The 20,317-nt window shown below is 71.5% G+C and carries 20 protein-coding genes; 8 read left to right on the plus strand and 12 right to left on the minus strand.

The features are described 5' to 3' along the window. Positions 1-138 precede the first annotated feature (138 nt). Entirely contained in the window at positions 139-1,488 is a 1,350-nt protein-coding gene (locus ACIOHP_RS05860) for a phosphatase PAP2 family protein (RefSeq protein WP_401883736.1), read from the plus strand. Positions 1,489-1,509: 21 nt separating this feature from the next. Here ACIOHP_RS05860 and ACIOHP_RS05865 read toward each other — a convergent pair whose 3' ends face one another. Next, entirely contained in the window at positions 1,510-2,781 is a 1,272-nt protein-coding gene (locus ACIOHP_RS05865; protein WP_401883738.1) for a helix-turn-helix domain-containing protein, read from the minus strand. 214 nt (positions 2,782-2,995) lie between these two features. Here ACIOHP_RS05865 and ACIOHP_RS05870 point away from each other — a divergent pair, with 214 nt between their 5' ends. Both ACIOHP_RS05870 and ACIOHP_RS05875 read left to right on the plus strand, forming a co-directional pair. Continuing rightward, the gene (locus ACIOHP_RS05870; protein ID WP_401883740.1) at positions 2,996-3,715 is read left to right on the plus strand and encodes a DUF4232 domain-containing protein; all 720 of its coding nucleotides are present in this window, start codon (positions 2,996-2,998) and stop codon (positions 3,713-3,715) included. 104 nt (positions 3,716-3,819) lie between these two features. Further along, a complete protein-coding gene (locus ACIOHP_RS05875) occupies positions 3,820-4,605 on the plus strand; it encodes a calcium-binding protein (RefSeq protein ID WP_401883742.1) in 786 nt (261 codons plus the stop codon). A gap of 405 nt (positions 4,606-5,010) precedes the next feature. On the opposite strand, the gene ACIOHP_RS05880 is transcribed toward ACIOHP_RS05875, so the two are convergent. The 8 genes from ACIOHP_RS05880 to ACIOHP_RS05915 all read right to left on the minus strand — a co-directional run bounded on the left by ACIOHP_RS05880 (position 5,011) and on the right by ACIOHP_RS05915 (position 11,323). Next, positions 5,011-5,778, minus strand: coding sequence for a GAF and ANTAR domain-containing protein (locus ACIOHP_RS05880; RefSeq protein WP_361550600.1), 768 nt, complete (start codon positions 5,776-5,778; stop codon positions 5,011-5,013). Then, positions 5,775-6,509, minus strand: a complete 735-nt coding sequence (locus tag ACIOHP_RS05885; protein WP_361550598.1) for an ANTAR domain-containing protein — start codon at positions 6,507-6,509, stop codon at positions 5,775-5,777. Before ACIOHP_RS05885 ends, ACIOHP_RS05880 begins: the two co-directional genes overlap by 4 nt. Before the next feature lie 64 nt (positions 6,510-6,573). Then, entirely contained in the window at positions 6,574-6,942 is a 369-nt protein-coding gene (locus ACIOHP_RS05890) for an STAS domain-containing protein (RefSeq protein WP_401883745.1), read from the minus strand. Between the two features lie 208 nt (positions 6,943-7,150). After that, the gene (locus ACIOHP_RS05895; protein ID WP_361550594.1) at positions 7,151-8,656 is read right to left on the minus strand and encodes a DEAD/DEAH box helicase; all 1,506 of its coding nucleotides are present in this window, start codon (positions 8,654-8,656) and stop codon (positions 7,151-7,153) included. 206 nt (positions 8,657-8,862) lie between these two features. Further along, on the minus strand, positions 8,863-9,039 hold the full coding sequence (locus tag ACIOHP_RS05900; protein ID WP_401883747.1) for a hypothetical protein: 177 nt from the start codon (positions 9,037-9,039) through the stop codon (positions 8,863-8,865). After that, positions 9,036-9,584 carry a DUF5994 family protein gene (locus tag ACIOHP_RS05905; RefSeq protein WP_401883749.1) on the minus strand — a complete coding sequence of 183 codons (549 nt, stop codon included), beginning with the start codon at positions 9,582-9,584 and terminating at the stop codon, positions 9,036-9,038. The genes ACIOHP_RS05900 and ACIOHP_RS05905 overlap by 4 nt, the downstream gene beginning before the upstream one ends. A gap of 155 nt (positions 9,585-9,739) precedes the next feature. After that, complete coding sequence (locus ACIOHP_RS05910; RefSeq protein ID WP_361550588.1) at positions 9,740-9,991, minus strand: hypothetical protein; 252 nt, start codon at positions 9,989-9,991, stop codon at positions 9,740-9,742. A 129-nt stretch (positions 9,992-10,120) separates the two neighbouring features. Further along, the gene (locus ACIOHP_RS05915) at positions 10,121-11,323 is read right to left on the minus strand and encodes an Ig-like domain-containing protein (protein WP_401883751.1); all 1,203 of its coding nucleotides are present in this window, start codon (positions 11,321-11,323) and stop codon (positions 10,121-10,123) included. 228 nt (positions 11,324-11,551) lie between these two features. On the opposite strand from ACIOHP_RS05915, the gene ACIOHP_RS05920 reads away from it, so the two are divergent. The 5 genes from ACIOHP_RS05920 to ACIOHP_RS05940 are packed head-to-tail and all read left to right on the plus strand — an operon-like array spanning position 11,552 to position 17,196. Further along, complete coding sequence (locus tag ACIOHP_RS05920) at positions 11,552-12,763, plus strand: lipid II:glycine glycyltransferase FemX (RefSeq protein WP_401883753.1); 1,212 nt, start codon at positions 11,552-11,554, stop codon at positions 12,761-12,763. Further along, on the plus strand, positions 12,760-14,385 hold the full coding sequence (gene murJ / locus ACIOHP_RS05925; protein ID WP_401883755.1) for a murein biosynthesis integral membrane protein MurJ: 1,626 nt from the start codon (positions 12,760-12,762) through the stop codon (positions 14,383-14,385). Before ACIOHP_RS05920 ends, murJ begins: the two co-directional genes overlap by 4 nt. A 23-nt stretch (positions 14,386-14,408) precedes the next feature. Next, positions 14,409-15,092, plus strand: coding sequence for a response regulator transcription factor (locus tag ACIOHP_RS05930; RefSeq protein ID WP_361484157.1), 684 nt, complete (start codon positions 14,409-14,411; stop codon positions 15,090-15,092). Beyond that, a complete protein-coding gene (locus ACIOHP_RS05935) occupies positions 15,089-16,561 on the plus strand; it encodes an ATP-binding protein (RefSeq protein WP_401883757.1) in 1,473 nt (490 codons plus the stop codon). Before ACIOHP_RS05930 ends, ACIOHP_RS05935 begins: the two co-directional genes overlap by 4 nt. Then, positions 16,558-17,196 (plus strand): hypothetical protein, encoded by a 639-nt coding sequence (locus tag ACIOHP_RS05940; RefSeq protein ID WP_401883759.1) that lies wholly within the window; start codon positions 16,558-16,560, stop codon positions 17,194-17,196. The genes ACIOHP_RS05935 and ACIOHP_RS05940 overlap by 4 nt, the downstream gene beginning before the upstream one ends. A 112-nt stretch (positions 17,197-17,308) precedes the next feature. On the opposite strand, the gene ACIOHP_RS05945 is transcribed toward ACIOHP_RS05940, so the two are convergent. The 3 genes from ACIOHP_RS05945 to ACIOHP_RS05955 all read right to left on the minus strand — a co-directional run bounded on the left by ACIOHP_RS05945 (position 17,309) and on the right by ACIOHP_RS05955 (position 20,099). After that, positions 17,309-17,662: a helix-turn-helix domain-containing protein gene (locus tag ACIOHP_RS05945; protein WP_361484163.1), complete on the minus strand. Its 354-nt coding sequence runs from the start codon at positions 17,660-17,662 to the stop codon at positions 17,309-17,311. Positions 17,663-18,199: 537 nt separating this feature from the next. After that, positions 18,200-18,475, minus strand: a complete 276-nt coding sequence (locus tag ACIOHP_RS05950; RefSeq protein ID WP_401883761.1) for a hypothetical protein — start codon at positions 18,473-18,475, stop codon at positions 18,200-18,202. A 115-nt stretch (positions 18,476-18,590) separates the two neighbouring features. After that, a complete protein-coding gene (locus tag ACIOHP_RS05955) occupies positions 18,591-20,099 on the minus strand; it encodes a DEAD/DEAH box helicase (protein ID WP_401883763.1) in 1,509 nt (502 codons plus the stop codon). Positions 20,100-20,317 lie beyond the last annotated feature (218 nt).

Genomic DNA, 20,317 nt, shown 5'->3' on the forward strand with positions numbered 1-20,317 from the left:
TGAAACCTGTGAGCGGCTCCGCTAACATGTTCGAGCTCGCGACGAACACCCCCATCGGGCGCGATACGTAGCCACTTCATCTCACACGTAAAAAATCGGTCAAAGTTGATAAACATATCACCACGGGTGCTTTCGCGAGTGAAGGGTCAGTCGCGAGCGGTGCTGTGGGTCGCCGCGGGCGCGGTGACCCTCGCGTTCCTCCTCATGCTGGAGATCGCCGCACGTCACTACGGTCTGCAGGGGCCGCTCACCTGCCAGCTGCGAGAGCTGATATCCGCCCCCAAGTCGGGCGGACTGCTGTACGCCGGCCTGGCGTTGACGCTGGTCGTGTTCCCCTGGCGGCAGCGGTTCCTCGCGCTCGGCACCGCGATTGGCATCGACGTGGTGATCGCGCTGGTTCGCTGGGCGGCCGGCATCAAGGTGACGGAGGGCCATCCCTTCGGTATCGGCGCGCTGTGGGTGATCCTGGGCTGTGCCGTCTTCGCACTCACCCGACGCACCGGCGCGGAACGCGTTCTGCTGCTGAAGGGCGCGGGCCTCGGACTGCTGCTGGGGGCCGGCCGCAAGGCCGGGGACACCTGGCTGCTCCTCACCTCGAAGACCCGCCCGACGGTGCTCGACCCGTACATCGCGACCGCCGACCACGCGCTGGGCGACCCGTCATGGGTGGTGGGCCGGATCGTCGAGGCCACCGGCAAGTTCGGCTTCAATCTCCTCGACTTCGTGTACGGCAACCTCGCGGTCGCCGCGGTCCTCGTCGCCCTGTACCAACTGCGCAACGTGGCTGCCGACCGCAGCTTCCCGCGCCACCATCTGGTGCGCACCTTCCTGGTGATCGGCCTCCTCGGGCCGGGCATCTACATGATCTACCCGGTGGTCGGACCGATCTTCGCCTACGGCAACGGCACCGAGCACTGGGCCGACGTCGCCATCTGGGCGGAGACGCACTCCACCGGTCAGTGGGCGGTGGCCCAGGTCTGGCCGGACACGGTGGCGCCGATCACCACCCCGCACTCCATACCGTTCGACGGCATCACCCCCCGCAACTGCATGCCGAGCCTGCACACGGCATGGGCCGTCGCGATCTTCATCCATTCCCGCAAGGGCCCGAGAGCGCTGCGCTGGGCAGGCACCTTCTGGCTGGTGGCCACGCTCGCCGCGACGCTGGGCTTCGGCTACCACTACGGCGTCGACCTCGTCGCCGGCGTGGTGTTCGTGCTCACCATCGAGGCGGCCCTGCGTACCTACGACCGCGACTGGGACCGGTCGGGACTCCAGCTGGTCGCCTACGGCACCACGGTCTTCGCCGGACTCCTGCTGTCGTACCGCTTCCTGCCGATGGAGATGGCCGGCCAGCCGTGGCTCTACGGTCCGCTGCTCCTGCTGGCGATGGCCTCGGTGATCTACGGCTACGTACGGACCACCCGGCAGTGGGAGACGGCAGCCGTCCCGGTGGAACAGCCGCAACGCCAGTCCGAACCCGTCTGACCCCCGCCGCCTCCCAAACGCTCAGCCGGGGATGTCGGGCTCGTACTCGTTGCGCCCCCACTCGGAGGCGCCGAGCGGATAGTCGTAGGCGGGCCGTCCCGCGTTTCCGCTCGTCCGGAAGGGCCGCCCCTGGTCGTCGATGCGTACGGTGCCCTTCCGGTCGCCGCTGGACCAGTCCAGCTCCAGGTACCACCTGACGTCGTGGGCCCGCGCGTCCGCGAGGATGTAGAAGACCTCGGGGTCGGACTCGCTCACCTTGTACGGGAAGTCGCGCTGACCGGCCTTGGGGGAGACCACGGGCCGCCCGGCGTCGAGGTCCACCGCGAAGGCCGTGGTGTCCACGTCGCCACCGCAGCCGACGCCCATCGAGAAGTCGTTCCAGTCGAGCGGCGCGCCCTTCTTCACCACCCGCACATGCAGGTCGTCCAGGACGACGGTGGCCCTCCCGGTGCCCTGCACGGTCAGCGCGAGCATCTGGCGCCCGGCGGAGACCGCGCCGAGCGCGTTGACCCAGCCACGAGCGTCCTGCTCACCCGGCGGGGGAGGCACCTGCTCGGGCTTGCGGTCGACCAGGAAGTGGGGTCCGCACTCGGTTTCCCACTTGTACGGATTGACGGCGACGGCGGGCGCGGTGGCCTTCTCGGCCTTCTCCTCGACACCGCTGTCGCCTCGGGCGGCCCCGGCCCCGCCGCTGCGGGAGGCGGAGGCGGAAGCCGTGGGACCGCCACTGGGGGAGCCGGACGGCGAGGCCGCCCCGCCCTTCGCGTCGGCCGGCCCGGAGGCGCGGGGACTCTCGTCGACGGACGGGACGGCAGCCCCCGCCGACTGCTTCCCGCCCTGCTCGTCATCGCCGTCACCGGGCACGAGATTCGCCACGAGCGCGGCCGACACGAGGACGGCGGCCACGGCGGCCCCGGCGAGGACGACGGTACGCCGGCGGGGGGTCCCGGCCGCCGCGGCTGTCCGCGTTTGCGGTTCCTCCTCGGCAGGCGGGCCGGCCGCCTCCGTCGCTTCGGGAGTCTCCGTGGCTTCAGGAGCCGCGCCCGCCTTCTGCCCCCGGCGGGCATCCATGAGAACCCACCGCCGATGCAGTTCCACCAGTTCCTCGGACGTCGCCCCGCACACCCGCGCGAACCGTTCCACGGGCGCGTAGTCCGTCGGTACGGCGTCCCCGTTGACGTACCGGTGAAGGGTGGACGTACTCGTGTGGAGGCGCTTCCCGAGCACCCCGTAACTGAGCCCGGACCGGTCCTTCAACTGGCCCAACAGCTCCGAGAATTCGTTGCCCGCCACTCTTCCACTCTCTCCCCGCGTCCCGGACCGCCATTCCAGGGGGAGGTCATTCCCCCAGGTCAGAGCCGTTTCAAGCATTCCAGCGTCCCGGATACCCCGGCAATCGTGGCGGTCGGGACGGATCACCGCACAAGCTGTTGCCATCCAAGCACGCCGCTCCCGGCACCCGGTCGAGCGGCCCAGGCCAACACCCGTACCGCACAGGGGGATTCACATGTTCACTCGCACCCACCGCACCCGTATGCTCGCCGCCGCCGCACTCGCGGCCGCCACGCTCACGCTGACGGCGTGCAACAACGGGCAGGGCGTCAACGACGAGGGTGCGTCGACGGAGTCCGCCGCCACGGCGACGGCCTCCACCGCGGCCTCGCCCGAGGCGAGCGCTTCCAAGGGCTCGACGGGCGGCGCGACCGGTTCGAGCGGCGGGACGGGTTCCTCGGGCTCCAGCGGCTCCTCGGGTACGTCGGGTTCCTCGGGCTCCACGGGTGGCTCTGCGGACTCGGCGTCGGACTCGTCGGCCACCACCGTCGCCTGCGCCAAGACCTCCACGCGGACGACCGCCACGGCCGTCTCCCGGCCCCTGAACCACCTTCTCCTCACCGTCACCAACACCGGCTCGAAGAACTGCACCCTCGTCGACTACCCGGCCGTCCGCTTCGGTGAGGCCCAGTCCGTCCCGCCGGCCTTCGAGGACTCCAAGCCGCAGGCGGTGGTCACGCTGGCCCCCGGCGAGTCGGGCTACGCGAGCGTCCTGCTCTCGGCGGCGGACGGCAGCGGCTCCAACGGCTACACGGCCAAGTCCCTGGAGGTCTACTTCAACGCGGCCGCGAACACCGCCGCCACCCCGTCGCTCCCCGCGAAGGGCGTGTACGTCGACGACTCGATCCGTGTCTCGTACTGGCAGTCCACGATGGCCGACGCACTGACCTGGTGACCCGGCGGCTCGTTGTGACGAACCTGTTGAATTAACAACGTGCTCAACCGTTGGCCATCGCCTTAGGCTCCCTCTGATCACCAAAACTTCATGGGGGGACATCCATGCGCGCAACCACGCGCCTCGCCCTGCTCGGCACCAGCCTCGCGCTGGTCGCCGGTGTCACCGGTGCAACCGCCGCGCAGGCGGAGGACGGCAGCGCGGGCGACATCACGATCGACAAGGTCGTCATCAACGGCGGCAAGCCGGTCGTCGTCGGCACCACCAACGCGGTGTCCGCCAAGGTCTCCGTGACCGCGACGGACAACTCGGGCATCGCCAAGGCCACGTACATCAGCGGGTGGGGTCCGAATCCGAACTTCGTGGACATCTGGTTCGACGACGGCGACATCACCTGCACCGAGGTCAGCGACACCACGTCGACCTGCACGGGCACGCTGACGTTCGACCCCCAGTGGGGCAACGGTGTCGTCAACAACGCCGCGGCGGCCACCTGGGACCTCGCCGTCTCGGTCAAGGCCAACGACCTCGACTACATCCACCGGGACGCGGCCACCACCTTCAAGGTGCAGCGCGCCTCGAAGCTGACGGTCAACGCCTCGCCGGAGCCGGTGGCCAAGGGCAAGACCGTCACGGTCACCGGCAAGCTGAGCCGCGCGAACTGGGAGACCGACAAGTACGCGGGGTACGCGACCCAGTCGGTGAAGCTGCAGTTCCGCAAGAAGGGCAGCACCACCTACACCACGGTCAAGACCATCAAGACCAACTCGACGGGCAACCTGAGCACCACCGTCAAGGCCTCGGTCGACGGCTACTACCGCTACAGCTTCGCGGGCACCGCCACGACCCCGGCGGTCAGCGCGGCCGGCGACTACGTGGACGTCAAGTAGCCGCGTAGGAAGAGCGGTTCAGCAGGCATCTCCGACAAGGGCGCCGTCCACACCGGGACGGCGCCCTCGTCGTACAGGCATCGCATACGGGGCCGACGGGGGGTTCTCACCAGGGGGAAGCGCACCTAGGCTGGCTGTGTTCGGTCGCCCGTGGAAATCCGCAGGAACGCACACTGTTCGGCAGCTGTCAGCTGCCCGTGCCCCATGACCCCGGGCAAGTACCGATTCTCGTCCCACCACCCCCGCCTGCCCCTCGTCGAGAGACCTGCACGGTGCCTCCCGCGCTCCGTCGCACGGTCCGACGCGGGGTACCCGGCTCCCGAACGCGCGCCCGACTTGGGGGAACGGCCGCGTGCGGGAGCCCCGACGGCCGCCGTCCGGGCCCGGACGCCCGGACGGCGGCCGTCAGCCGAGCTGTTCCCCGGGGCCCTCCGGCACCGGGGCCGGGATGGTCGAGGTGTCGAAACCACCCGAGACGATCTGGGTGGCCAGGTCCGACAGCCGCAGATGGCGGGCGCGGGCGTACGACCGGAACGCGGCGAAGGCGTCGTCGACGGAGGTCTCCCAGCGCTCCGCCAGCACGCCCTTGACCTGCTCGATCAGGATGCGGCTGGTGAGCGCGTTCTGGAGCTGGCTGTTCTCCACGTGCGACCGCTCCAGGGTGCGCTGCTGGAGGATCGCGATGGTGGCCACGTCGGCGAGTGCCTGGGCGAGGGCGATGTCGTCGTCGCCCAGATGGTGCGGGGTGGTCTGGAAGAGGTTCAGGGCGCCGACGATCCGGTGGCGCAGGCGCAGCGGGATGGCATGGGTGGCCACGTACCCCGTCTTGCGGGCCCGTGCGGTGAAGCTCGGCCAGCCCGTGATGGTCTCCGGGCGGGTCAGGTCGATGTTGGTGCGGGCGCTGCCGGTGCGGTAGCACTCGATGCAGGGGCCCTGGTCGTGCTGGAGCGCGAAGAGTTCCAGCAGGCGGGTGTGTTCGTCGGAGGCGGCGATGATCTGCAGTTCACCGTGCGCGTCCGCGAGGAGGATCCCGGCGGCCGACACGTCGAGGAGCTCGACGCAGCGGGTGGACAGCCGTTGGAGCAGGTCGATGACATCGAAATCCTCGACGAGGGAGTCAGCGACCTCCACGAAGATCTCGGCCAGACGTCGTTCGCGGGCCATGCCGATCATCCCTTTCCACCGTCGGGCGATTGCGGCCCGCTCTTATCGTCGTTGAATCGGAGCCGTCGGGCCACCACGTCCTGCGCCACTTCGCCGAGGGGGCGGTCGCCGGCGTAGGCGTGGGCCCGCAGCCGCAGGAGGGCGATCTCCATGGGCACGCCCAGCTGGACGCTGACCATGCCGGTGGCCTGGTGCACGGCCGCGCGGTGCAGGAAGGACGTATGCAGCTCGTTGAGGCCGGGGTTCTCGTTGTTCCGCCGGTCCGGGTGTTCCCCGTCCAGACAGGCCATGGTGAGTGCGGCGGCCAGGGCGGTCGCGTCGGCGTACTGCTGATCGTCCGGCGGGCGGGCCGGGTCGCACAGCAGGGTCAGGGCGCCGACGCGGATGGCCCCGATGCCCAGCGGGAAGCAGCACACACCGTGTACGCCCATCTTCCGCGCGGCCGGCAGCAGCGCGGGCCACCGCTCGGGTCGGACCCGGGCCAGGTCCGGTTCCAGCACGGGTGCGCCGGTGCGGATCGCGTCGGGTGTCGGGCCCTCGCCCAGCGTGAACTGCAGTTCCTCGAACCGCGCGCTCAGCTGCGGGTGGCCCCACAGTGGTTCGGCCAGCCGGTCCGGGCCCGCCAGCACCGACAGTGCGACGCCCTCGGCACCCAGGGCCCGCGCGGACGCCTGCGCGGCACCGTTCACCCCGCTCAGTCGCAGTGAGCGCAGGACCTCGGCCATGCCCTCGCTGATCACCGTGCTCCGTTCCGCAGCGGGCGGTTCTCCGGGGGGCGGGGAGCCGCCCGGCCACCGCAGTACATCACGTATCCCGGGCCATGGCCGTACAGTCGGCGGGTACGTCCAGCCAGGCATCGCCGACGTTGGCGTACCGGGGGAAACGCGTCAGCAGACCGCCGGCGCGGAACACGAGCCCTTGCCCCCGGCCGGTGTGGACGACCCGTATCCAGCCGCCCCTTCCGCGGCAGTCGTGCCACGCCCTGCACAGCGGGTCCAGGACGCTTCCGTCCATGAAGGTCACGCCCCGCAGATCGACTATCAGGAACAGCCGATCGCCGCCGAGGCGGACGTTCTCCAGGTCACGGGCGAAGGCCGGCGTGGTCGTCAGGTCCAGCTCACCGCTGGGCCGGACCAGGCGGCAGTCGTCGAACAGCTCCGGATGCGGGCTCATGTGGCCCCGTCTCTTCCGTCGTGGGATGGCTTACGCCTGCGCAGGGCCTCTGTTGCGCGGGACGGACCTTCACGGAGAGGGCCGGGGTCACGGGCTGCCGTACGGCCAGCCTACTGCCGTACGGCAGTACGACGGGGCACAGTTGCCAATTCGGCCCCCAGCCCCTACGGGAGGCAGGCCCGGGCCGATGACCTGGGCCTTTGCTCCGTCAGCGGCCGTTGCCCCTGGCGGGGGCGGAGCGGCGGCGGCTCTGGCCCGGGCGACCCCCGCGGCGGCTGCGCCGGGCGGCGGCCGTGGGCTCGGGGCGGGTCTCGGTGACCGGCGGAGCGATGACGACGGGCACGCCCGAGGGGGCCTGGGCGCCGGTGATACGGCTGAGTTCGTCGCCGCCCGAGCGGACCCTGGTGGTCGTCGGGGTGATGCCGGCGTCGGTCATCAGCCGGGTCATGTCGCGGCGCTGGTGGGGCAGGACCAGGGTGACGACGGTGCCGGACTCGCCGGCGCGGGCGGTACGGCCGCCGCGGTGCAGGTAGTCCTTGTGGTCGACGGGCGGGTCGACGTTGACGACGAGGTCGAGGTCGTCGACGTGGATGCCGCGGGCGGCGACGTTGGTGGCGACCAGGGCGGTGATGTGACCGTCCTTGAACTGGGCCAGGGCCCGGTTGCGCTGGGACTGCGACTTGCCGCCGTGCAGGGCGGCGGCGCGCACCCCGACGGCCAGCAGCTTCTTGGCCAGCCGGTCGGCGCCGTGCTTGCTGTCGATGAACATGATCACCCGTCCGTCACGGGCGGCGATCTCGGTCGTGGTGGCGTGCTTGTCGTCGTCCTCCACGTGCAGCACGTGGTGGTCCATCGTCACCACGGCGCCCGCGGACGGGTCGACCGAGTGGACGACCGGGTCGTCGAGGTAGTTGCGCACCAGCTTGTCGATGTTGCGGTCCAGGGTGGCCGAGAACAGCAGCCGCTGGCCGCCGGGACGCACCTGGTCGAGCAGCGCGGTCACCTGCGGCATGAAGCCCATGTCGGCCATCTGGTCGGCCTCGTCCAGGACGGTGATCTCGACCCGGTCCAGACGGCAGTCGTCCCGCTCGATGAGGTCCTTGAGCCGGCCGGGCGTCGCCACGACGACCTCGGCCCCGCCGCGCAGCGCGCTCGCCTGCTTGCCGATCGACAGTCCGCCGACCACGGTGGCGAGCCGCAGACGCAGCGCGCGGGCGTAGGGGGTGAGGGCGTCGGTGACCTGCTGGGCGAGTTCCCGGGTGGGGACGAGGACGAGGGCCAGCGGCTGCCGGGGCTCGGCGCGCTGTCCCGCCGTACGGGCCAGCAGGGCGAGGCCGAAGGCGAGCGTCTTGCCCGATCCGGTGCGGCCGCGGCCCAGGACGTCACGGCCGGCCAGCGAGTTGGGGAGCGTCGCGCCCTGGATGGGGAACGGGGTGGTCACCCCTTCCGCGGCGAGGGTGGCCAGCATCTGCTTGGGCAGGTCGAGTTCGGTGAACGCCTCGACCGGCGGCAGCGCCGGCGTGACGGTGACCGGCAGCGCGAACTCCCCGCCGGGCGCGGGGGCCCGGCCGCCGCGCCCGCCGCGGCCGGCCTTGGACGTGCCGTTCTTGGCCGCCGGGTTCTTGGCGGTGCGGGAGGGGGCGCTCTGGCGGCCCGTCCCCTGTGCGCGGGTGCGGGAGGAGGAGCTGGGGTTTCTACGGGCGGGGCGGTTCAATGGGGGACCTTCCTCTATACGGCGGTTCACGCGTGCGCGACCAGCGTCAGGCGGGGGCGATGTTCTCGGCCTGCGGCCCTTCTGGCCCGGCGTGACCCCACGGGAAGACCTGAAAAGCCCCGGAAGGTCCCGAAACGAAAAGAGTGCCCGTCGACGAAGGTCGAAGAGCACTCGAAGCCTCTGATAACCAAAACTGCCACTTTACATCAAGGTAGCACAGGTCCACGTTCCTCGGCGCGGCCCGTCCGGACACCCCGGGGCGGGCGGGCTCTCGTGGACGCGCCGCTGCCGCTCCTCGCCTCGAACCGGTGGACCAGGCGGGTCGCGGCGACGACCAGGATCAGCAGGGCGCTGACGGTCAGGGCGATGAGCACGGCGGTCACATCCCCACGGCGTTGTGGTGGCTCGGGATGATCGGCAGGAGGCTGCCGTCGCTCTCGTCCGTGTCGGCCCGCGGGGATCCCCGGAGAGCTCGTTCCGCCGTCATGAGCGCGGTCGCGGTGACCGGCGGGCCGGTGTCCGCGCTCGCGGCGGCCATCAGCCGGGCGGCCGAGGGGGCGCCGGTCTCCGGGGGCACGACCAGGAGGTTCCAGCGGCCCGCGGTGAAGGACAGCAGCACGATCGCGTGCGGATCCAGCTCGGTGGTGAACCAACCGACCTTCACCACATGGCCGTTGACGTAGATCCTGGGCGGGAGGATCGGCCAGTTGCGGGGGTTGACCGCGATACGGGTAATCCGTCCCCACAGCGGATCCAGCATGTCCGCCAGGGCGGCGAGCTCGCTCGTCAGGTCACGTGAACGAGGCCACCAGGCGCCGTCCAGCTCGGTGGGCCCGCCGGAGCGGCTCTCGGACTTCAGAGCGAGGCGCGCGGTGGGGGGCCTGAAGGGAACGGCTCGGAGCGGGGTGGGTGAGCTGGTCGCGGACATCGCGCAAACCTGTCTCCGGACCCCTGCGGGAGGGCAGCCGCCCGGTGTTGTCGCTCACCGGGAACGACACCGGCGCCGGGGCCGGTGCGCGAAGTGCTCCCGATACGTTCACGCTACTCCCCGAAGGGGCCGGGCGGGACGTTCCGGGCGCCGCCTCACGTCCGCCGGCCGGCTTCCTCCACCGGTCCGCTGGTCTCCAGCCACGACCGTGCGGGTTCCGCGGCGCGGGTGGTGTCCACGGTGAGCTGGAGGCGGGTGCCGCCGTCGGCGGAGGCGGGGTAGCTGCGCTGCTCGGTGGCGGCGAAGCAGTGGCGCAGAACCTCCGCGACCCGGCGGGCGACCTCGGGCGAGGCGGCGACGATGCGGACTTCGGCATGCCCGTCCGAGGGTGTTGTCGTGGGCTGCATGGCGACCTCGGAGTTCGATGTCCCGTGAGACGGGCCGGACCCCTCACTCTACTCCGGCGGGTCCCACGACCCCCGTGAGTGACGGCCTCCCGCCGAGCACCACGACCGGCCGGAAGCGCCGCACGCTTCTCAGCGCAGCGCGCTCTTCGCCTGCCACTCCGTCCAGGAGAGGTTCCACGCGCCGAAGCCGTTGCCGGGCGCGACCACGCCCTTGGTGTCCTTGCCGGTGATCTCGAACGGGTCGCCGGGCCGCACCTGGTCGTAGAACCAGGTCGCGTCCGCGTCGCTCATCCCTATGCAGCCGGAACTGTGGTTGGCCCTGCCGAAGTAGGCGGCGTTCCACGGGGCGGCGTGCGCGTACATGCCCGACCAGGTCAGCCGCATCGAGTGCTTGACCATCTTGTCGTAGGCGTCGCCGAGGCCCACCGTCTCGGAGTTCATGTTGACGGTGCCTTCCTTGGCCATGAGCACGGCGGTTCCGCGCCAGGACCGCTTGTCACCGCCGGGGGTGCCGCCGGAGACCGGTATGCGGCGGACCGTCCTGCCGTCGCGGACGAGGGTGAGCCGGTGGCTGTCGAGGTCGACCCGGGCGATCTGCCGGGCGCCGATGGTGAAGGTGGTCGTGTAGTCGCGTACGAACCAGCCGCCGGTCGTGCCCGAGTCGGTGCCGTTCAGCTCGGCCTTCAGGGTGACCTTGGTGCCGGGCTTCCAGTACGACTTGGGCCGCCAGTCCACCCGGTCCCTGCCCGACCAGTCGGTCAGCCAGCCCCAGGAGCCCTCGGTGTCGTTCGAGGTGGTGATTTTGAGCTGCTTCTCGACCTCGGCCCGGTTCTTGACCGGGTTGTCGAAGACCAGGGAGATCGGCTGGGCGACACCGACGGTGGTGTCGGTGCCCGGCCGCCAGTCGACCTTGTTGACCTTGTCCGCCGGAGCCGTGGTGAAGGAGGACTTGGTCGTCCTGACGGTTCCGGCCCCGGTCCGGGTCGCCGCCGTCACCGTGTACGAGGTGCCGGGTACGGACTTGCGGCCGGAGACCCACGAGCGGCCGTCGGCCGCGACCTCGCCGGCGAGCTTGCGGCCCTCGGCGTCGGTGACGGCCACCGAGGTGAGCCTGCCGCCCGAGGCCGTGATCCGCACCGAGTCGCCCGCCCGGACCTGGTCTCCCTCGGGGGTGACGGTGACCTTGACCGGGCGGTCGTCGGCCCTGGGCGTCACCCGGGCGTCCGGGGCGCCGCCGGAGGAGGCCGACGAGCAGGCGGCGAGCGGCGTCAGCAGGGCGGCCACGACGGCGGCCCGGACGCGGGAATGGGCGAGTGCACGAGTGCGCGACAACAGAACCTCCGGAAGGGAAGGAAAGGGCGGGAAGGGGGGTGGACGAGTCGGCGATGTCGTGACTGTAGAGCCGGAAAACCCGAGGTCAGCCGCTATAGGGCAATGTGACGGCGACTGGTGAGGAACGGTCATGGTCCGGTCACATTCGCCGCGCGGAGCGGTCATGGAGCGCTGTGAGCATCCTTTGCGTCCCCGCGACAGGTCCGGGGAGAAGGAGAGGCTCAGACTGTGTCAGCGCTGCTCGTTCCGCCCAGCCGCGTGTCCCCAGCACGGAACCGGGGCACGGCCCTGCGGACCATCACCGCGGAGACCTACCGCGCCTTCCTCGCCTCCCCCGACGGCGCCGCTCTCGGCGCCGGGTTCCTCCAGTGCCCGTCCTGGGCCGACGTCAAGGAGGGCTGGCGTGCCCAACTGCTCGGCTGGGGGCCGGACCCGGAGGCCGGCGCGCTGACGGGGGTGGCCCTGGTGCTGCTGCGTCAGTTCCCCGGCACCCGCAAGTACTTCGCCTACCTTCCCGAAGGGCCGGTCGCCGACTGGAACGACCCCGACGTGGACGGCTGGCTCGGCCCGCTCCTCGAACACCTGCGCGGCGCGGGCGCCTTCGCCGTGCGCATCGGCCCCTCGCCCGCCTACCGGCGCTGGGACGCCGCCCGGCTCAAGCCGCTCACCGGCCCGGGCCGGCGCCTCGGTGACGTCCTCGCCAGCGAGGTCGACCCGCTCGGCACCGCCGTCGCCGAGCGGCTGCGCGCCCGCGGCTGGCGCCGCTGCGGCGGTGACGGGACGGGAGGGGAGGGGACCGGCGGGGACGGGGACGCCCAGCCCCGGCACGTCTTCCACGTACCGCTCGCCGGACGCACCACCGAGGACCTGTGGTCCGGGCTCAACCAGGAGTGGCGCCGCAATGTGCGCCGGGCCCGGAAGGAGGGAGTGGAGGTGGTGGTGGGCAGTACGGCCGAACTCCCCGAGTTCTACCGGCTCCTCGGCATCACCGAGCGCCGCGACGGATTCCGGCTCGGCCGCTCGCTCGCCTACTACGAGCGCCAGTACGCGGCGCTCAACACCGAGGAACCGGGCCGGATGAAGCTGTACCTCGCCCGGCACCGAGGAGAGATCCTGGCCGCCCACACGATGATCACGGTGGGCCGCCGGGCCTGGTACCAGACCGGCGCCTCGGCCGACCACCGTCGCGAGGTCCGGCCCTCCAACGCCCTGCAGTGGCGGATGCTGCAGGACGCCCTCGCCCTGGGCGCCGACGTCTACGACATGCGCGGGGTACCCTCCACTCTCGATCCTGAGGAACGTGCGTACGGATTGCTGCGGTGGAAGCTCGGCACCGGGGGACAGGTCGTCGAGACGTTGGGGGAATGGGAGAAACCATTGGGCGGCAGCGCCAACCACGCGCTCTACCGCGCCTTCCAGGCGTATCTGAACCGCCGATGACGCAGACGACGCCGACGCCCCCGACCACCACCGCGCCGAGGGACACGGCGGCACGCAGCAGTGCCGTCATGGCCGCCGGATCCCTCGTGTCCCGGGCCACCGGCTTCGCCCGCTCCGCCGTGGTCGCGGCAGCGCTCGGCACCATCGGGCCGACCGCCGACGGCTACGCGGTCGGCAACGCCCTGCCCACCATCGTCTACATCCTGCTCCTCGGCGGCGCGCTGAACGCCGTCTTCGTCCCGGAACTGGTCAAGGCCGCCAAGGAGCACGCCGACGGCGGCACCGCGTACACTGACCGGCTCGTCACCGTGTGCGTCGTAGCCCTGCTGGCGATCACCGCGACCGCCGTGTGGGCGGCCCCCGCGATCGTCGACGCGTACACCGACTACACCGGCCCGCAGGCGGCCATGACCACCGCGCTCGCTCGCTACTGCCTGCCGCAGATCTTCTTCCTCGGACTGTTCACGCTGCTCGGACAAGTCCTCAACGCGCGGGGCAGGTTCGGCGCGATGATGTGGGCGCCGGTCCTCAACAACCTCGTCGTCATGACCGTGTTCGGCCTGTACCTGGCGCTGGCCATGGGCGGCGGGGACACGCTCACCGCGACCGAGACGGCCGTGCTCGGCTGGGGCACGACCGCCGGTATCGCCGTCCAGGCCCTCGCCCTCCTCCCCGCGCTGCGCGCCGCCCGCTTCCGCTGGAGGCCCCGCTTCGACTGGCGCGGCAGCGGACTGACCCGCCCCCTGCGCGCGGCCGGCTGGCTGGTGCTGCTCGTCCTGGCCAACCAGGCCGCCTACTGGGTCACCACCCGCCTGGCCACCACCGCGGGCCTCGACGGCGGCCCCGGCTACGGCGCGTACAACAACGCCTATGCCCTGTGGGTCGTACCGCACGGCATCATCACGGTCTCCCTGGTGACCGCGCTGATGCCCCGGATGAGCGCGGCCGCCGCCGACGGGGACACCGCGGCCGTGCGGCGCGACGTCTCCCACGCCCTGCGCGTCAGCGCCTCGGCCGTCGTCCCCGCCGCCTGCGCGCTGTTCGCCCTCGCCCAGCCGGTGATGGCCCTCGTCTTCGGGTACGGCAGGACCGGCGCCGACGACACGGCCGCCATGGCCGGGATCCTGATGGCCTTCGCGCCGGGCCTGATCGCCCTGTCCGGCCAGTACGTCCTGTCCCGCACCTTCTACGCGCTCTCCGACACCCGTACGCCGTTCCTGCTCAACCTGCTGATCGTCGCCCTCAACGCCGGACTGTCGCTGGCCGCCGCCCACCTGCTGCCGGCCCGCTGGGCCGTGACCGGCATGGCGGGCGCGTACTCCCTGGCGCTGTGCGCGGGCTGGGTGGTGACCGGCCTGGTGCTGAGCCGTCGGCTCGCCGTCGCCCGCCCGCTGCGCTCCTGCGCCGCCGGCGCCCACGCGCGGCTGTTGCTCGCCGCCGTCCCCGCCACCGCCCTCGGCCACCTCGCGGTCCTCGGCACGGCACGGGCAGGAGCCCTGGTCGCCGCAACTGCCGGGGCGGTCGTCGTCGTCCTCACCTTCGCCCTGCTCACCCGTCCCCTGCGACTCGCCGAACTCGACGCACTGCTCTCGCGCGTACGCCTCGGACGGACCCGGACCTGACCATCACCGAGGGAGAACTGCCGATGCCCCGCGTGCTCCTCATCGAGGACGACCCCTCTGTACGCGAGGGGGTCGAACTCGGTCTGCGCCGCCGCGGCCACGAGGTCCGGGTGGCGGCGACCGGCGAGTCCGGCCTCGCCGCGCTGGCGGAGTTCCGCCCCGACCTGCTGCTGCTCGACCTGATGCTGCCGGGAATGAACGGCGTACAGGTCTGCCGGCAGGTCCGCGAGGAGAGCCAGCTGCCGATCATCATGCTCACCGCGCGCGGCGACGACTTCGACGTGGTCATCGGCCTGGAGGCCGGCGCCGACGACTACATCGTCAAGCCCGCCCGCCCCGAGGTGATCGAGGCCCGGATCCGTGCCGTGCTGCGCCGCCTGGACGACAGCGGTCCGGGCCGCCCGGCCATCGAGGTCTACGGCGACCTCACCGTCGACCGCGTCGGACTGACCGTCACCAAGGCCGGCCGCCCGCTCGCACTCGCCCCCTCGGAGCTCAAGCTCCTGCTGCACCTCTGCGCCGCCCCCGAGCAGGTGTTCAGCAGGCAGCAACTGCTGGAACACGTCTGGGACCACAGCTACCACGCCGACGCCCGCCTGGTCGATGCGTGCGTCCGCCGGCTGCGCGGCAAGATCGAGGACGAGGCCGGCAGCCCCCGCTACGTCCAGACACTGCGGGGCTTCGGCTACCGCTTCGGGCCGCTGTGAGCGGCGGCGAGCAGCGTTCGCGGGTCAGGGCGTTCGGGCTGCGCGCGCGGTTGTTGCTCGCCTTCCTGCTGGTCGCCGCCGTCAGCGCCGGCACGACGGCCGCGCTGACCTACCGTGAGGCCCGCAACTCGCTGCTGGAGACGGCCCAGGACACGGCGGTCACCTCCTTCCGCGACCACGTCCAGCAGACGGCCTTCGCCCTGCCCGTACAGAACGAGGGCATGGAGGAGGTCCTGCGGGACATTGCCCGCAAGGGCAAGCCCCACCCCTGGGTGGTCTTCGCCGAGTACGGCTCGCTCCGCGCCTCCTCCGGCGAGAACCCCGTCTCCACCGTCATCACGCCCGAACTGCGCCGCGCCGCACGGGCCAACCCCCACGGCAGCTTCGAACGGGTCGTCAAGGACGGCGTCCCCTATCTGACCATCGCGATGCCCACCGTCTTCAAGACGAGCCCGGACAGCCTGCTGCCCACCGGGCTCGTCCTGTACGCCGTCATGCGGATGACCGACGAGCAGATCAACGTCGACGCCCTCCTCATGGCCGCCCGGGACGGAGCTCTGCCCGGCCTCGCCATCGCGCTGATCCCCGCCCTGATCGCCGCGCGCAGCGTGCTGCGTCCGGTGCGGGAACTGCGCCAGGCGGCCCACCACATGGGCAGCGGCAGACTCGACACCCGGATCCGGGTGCGCGGCAGCGACGAACTGGCCGACCTGGCACGCACGTTCAACGAGTCGACCGGCCAACTGGAGCGGTCCGTGCGGGAACTGCGCGAGGCCGAGGAACGCGCCCGCCGCTTCGCCTCCGACGTCTCTCACGAACTGCGCACCCCGCTCGCCGGAATGCTCGCCGTCACCGAGGTCCTCGACGAGGACGCGGACGGCCTGGACCCCGACACCGCCCGGGCGGTCCGGCTGGTCAGCGCGGAGACCGGAAAGCTGGCCGTGCTCGTCGAGGACCTGATGGAGATCTCCCGCTTCGACGCGCGCGCGGCCGAGCTGAACGCCGACGAGGTCGACGTGGCCGTGGCCATCCGCAAGACCTTGCAGAACCGGCACTGGACCGACGACCGGGTCCGCACCGAACTCCCCGACGGCATCCGGGCGCGGCTCGACCCGCGCCGCTTCGACGTCGTGATCGCCAACCTCGTGGGCAACGCCCTGCGGCACGGCGGCGCGCCCGTCACGGTACGGCTGCGCACCGAGGAACGCCTGCCGGGTCCGCCCGTGCTGATCACCGACGTCGTGGACAGCGGGCCCGGCATCCGCCCCGAAGCGCTCCCGCACATCTTCGACCGCTTCTACAAGGCCGACGCGGCGCGTACCCGCTCGGCGGGCAGCGGCCTGGGACTGGCGATCACGCTGGAGAACGTGAAGCTGCACGGCGGCACGATCCACGCCGGGAACCGGCCCGGGGGCGGTGCCGTCTTCGCCGTCGAGATACCGCTGTATTCGGAGGGGGCCGGCGGATGAGGCGACGTGTGCCGGCTGTGGCCTTCGCCGTCGCGGCCGGCGTATCGCTGCTCGGCGGCTGCGGTATCCAGGAGACCGACGTCATCGAGGCGGGCGGTCCCGCCAGCGTCCAGGCCTTCCTCGATCGCGAGAGCGACATGCTGCTCTTCTTCCGCTCCCCCGACGGAGGGCTGAGCCCGGTGATCCGGTCGCCCGGGCCCTCGACCGTGTCCGGCGGCGGAGTCTTCCACACGGCGACCGTTCAAGACCAGGACGCGAACGGACCAGTGCCGACGGAGAAGGTCGTCTCGGCGCTCCTCGCCGGCCCGGGGGACATGGACCGAGCCGCGGGACTGACCACGGCCCTCCCCACCGCCGACCGCGGTGACATCGTCAAGGTCGACACCTCCGTGAACGGCAGGGTCACGGCTGGCCTCCCCCTCGCCCTGGAGGGGCTGGACTCCACCGCCCTGCGCCAGCTCACCTGCACGATCGCCTACAGCCAGGACGCCGAGGGCCGGATCGTCGTGGAGCTGAGAGGCCAGGACGGGACGTCGAGGTCGGGCACCTGCGGACTCGCTCCCGGCAGTGCGGGGAGCCTGCCCACGGTGACCGGGACCCGGGAACCGGGCCCGTCGGCCGGCGCGAGCGGCTGAGGCGGCGTCGCAGGGGGCGGCCGGGCGTCGGAGGGAGCGAGGCCGAGATCATCCGGCAGGGGATTCACCTCGCCGCGACGGCGACCGGGTACTCGGCCTTCCGCTCACGTGATCAGCCCGAACCGGGAACGGACCCGTCGTGCGCCTCGTGCCCGGCACGGCGGCGGTACTCGGCGTTGATGCGCTGAGCCTCCTCGAGCTGGTCCTCGAGGATGACGATGCGGCAAGCGGCCTCGATCGGAGTGCCCTTGTCGACGAGCTCGCGGGCGCGCGCGGCGATCCGCAGCTGGTAGCGGGAGTACCGGCGGTGTCCGCCCTCCGAGCGCAGCGGAGTGATCAGACGGGCCTCACCGAGGGCGCGGAGGAAGGCCGGGGTGGTGCCGAGCATCTCGGCGGCCCGCCCCATCGTGTATGCGGGGTAGTCGTCGTCGTCGAGACGATTACCGAGAGGGGTATCTGCTGTCATGTCACCTCGTAGTACAACGCGTCGAGGGGCCCTGGTGCCGTACGGCACCAGGGCCCCGAAGGAAATTCAACACCATCTGTCGGCTCTTGTGCTGTGCCGACCTGCTGTTTCCGCTACCGGCCCTGCAGGAGGGGGTGCGGGGATCGCGGCTGCGTGACCGGGGACCACCTTCCAATCCGGGGTCTTGCGGTACCCGGCCGCGTACTGCTCCGGCCGGGCGATCCTGATGGCGTCCGTCCTCCGTCCTTGCTCTGTATCAACCTCTTGGCCTGCGAACTTCAGGTACTGCGAGCCCGCCAGTTCGTGTCTGCCGGGTATCACTGATCCGTCTTCGATGAGAAAAGGCTAACCGTGTCGGAGCTCAATGTCTACTCCGGCAAGAACAGATTTCAGCTTCTTGGGGGAACAGGTAGTTTCGATCCGTCACCAAGGGTGACGTGCCTCTCCCCGGAGCGGCGAAGACGGACGCCGAGACAGCGGTGAGGGCCCTGCCGACGTGTGTCGGCAGGGCCCTCACCGGGATCCTGAAGGTGGTTCTCAGCCGAGGTGGACCAGGGCCCGCCCGTGCTCCGCGACGACGGTGCGCCGGGGGACGGGCGAGATGACCGCCCCGCCGAGGACGTCCCGCAGCCGGACCCGGTCCGTGTACGCGGAACTCTCGCGGTGAACGGCGAGTTCGGCGCGGGTGACCGAGCCCGTGCACTGGTCGTCCCCGTCGACCAGGAGGAGGAACTCGACACGGGCACCGGCCATGACGGACAGCGCGACCTCGACAGTCATGTCGTCCCGGACCCGGGGCCCGGACGTGTCCATGACGTCGACCACGGCCAGGTGAGCCGGGTTCGCGTGCTGTCGTTGTGTCCGTACCGGTGTCAAAGGTGCCTCCGCGGAGATGGGGAGCTGCTGGACGATGCTTCGGGCCCTGGGGTCAGGCCGCGGAGTCGAGGGCGGGCCGCTGCGCACGGCGACGCCCCGCTCCTCCGCCGGCGCGTCCGCGACCGGAACGCTCCTGACGGCCTCGGGACGAAGGGCTCCCGGAGGACCCGGCGCGGCGGGGACGGTCCACGACCGGTGCCTTGATGACGACCGGGACACCGGAAGGGGCCTGGGCGCCGGTGATCCGCGTCAGTTCCGCCTCACCGGACCGCACGGAGGCGATCTGCGGGGTGATGCCGGCCGAGGCCATCAACCGGGTCATGCCACGGCGCTGGCCGGGTGTCACGAGGGTGACGACGCTGCCGGACTCGCCGGCACGGGCGGTACGGCCGCCGCGGTGCAGGTAGTCCTTGGGGTCGGTCGGCGGATCCACGTTGACGACCAGGTCGAGGTTGTCGACGTGGATGCCGCGGGCCGCGACGTTGGTCGCCACCAGCACCGTCACATGCCCGGTCTTGAACTGGGTGAGGGTCCGGGTGCGCTGGGGCTGGGACTTGCCACCGTGCAGGGCCGCGGCGCGGACGCCGCTGTTCAGCAGGTGCTGGGTCAGCCGGTCCACGGCGTGCTTGGTGTCCAGGAACATGAGCACCCGGCCGTCGCGCGCCGCGATCTCGGTGGTCGTGCGGTGCTTGTCCGCCTCGGGCACGTGGAGCACGTGGTGCTCCATCGTGGTGACCGCACCCGCCGACGGGTCGACGGAGTGGACCACCGGGTCGGACAGGTACTGGCGGACCAGCCGGTCGACGTTGCGGTCCAGGGTGGCCGAGAACAGCATCCGCTGCCCCTCGGGGCGCACCTGGTCGAGCAGGGCGGTGACCTGGGGCATGAAGCCCATGTCGGCCATCTGGTCGGCCTCGTCGAGGACGGTGATGTCGACGTCGTCCAGGCGGCAGTCGCCACGGTCGATGAGGTCCTTGAGCCGTCCCGGTGTCGCGACGACGATCTCCACGCCGGCCCGCAGCGCACGCGTCTGCTTGCTCATCGGCAGGCCGCCGACCACGGTGGTCAGCCGGAGCTTCACGGAGCGGGCGTACGGGGTGAGCGCGTCGGTCACCTGCTGGGCGAGCTCGCGGGTGGGGACGAGGACCAGGGCGAGCGGCTGCCCCGGCTCCGCGCGGCGGCCCGTCGTACGGGCCAGCACCGCGAGGCCGAAGGCGAGGGTCTTGCCGGACCCGGTACGGCCGCGGCCGAGCACGTCACGTCCGGCGAGGGAGTTCGGCAGCGTCGCGCCCTGGATGGGGAACGGCACCGTCATGCCCTCGCGTCCGAGCGCGGCCAGCAGGGGCGTCGGCAGGGCGAGGTCGGAGAACGACTCGACCGCGGGAAGCGCGGGAGTGATCGTCACCGGGAGGGCGAACTCGCCCTGGAGCGGGGCCGGTCGGCGCCCGTTGCCGCCGCCGGAACGCCGCGGAGCACCCGAGCGCTGGGCGGCAGAGCTCCAGGAGCTACGGGTCGGGCGGGAGGTGGTGCGGGCAGTGCGGGCGGTGCGTGCGCGGTTCAAGCGGAACCTTTCCTCGATGTGAGCACGTAGGCACGTAGCAAGGAGTTTCCGCAGCAAAAGGAACGGCGCAGATAATCACGAGAACGGCCCGGTGATGATGAGCGCCGAATCGGATCGACGGGGGAATGCGTCACCGTCAGGTGATGCGATGGAACCTTCCCGTCACGCGCTCTGAAATGCAGCGAGCCGGGGCCCGCACCCCAAGGTGCGGGCCCCAG

Origin of the sequence: Streptomyces sp. NPDC087859 (assembly GCF_044742595.1) — a bacterium.
Lineage (GTDB): Bacteria > Actinomycetota > Actinomycetes > Streptomycetales > Streptomycetaceae > Streptomyces > Streptomyces canus_F.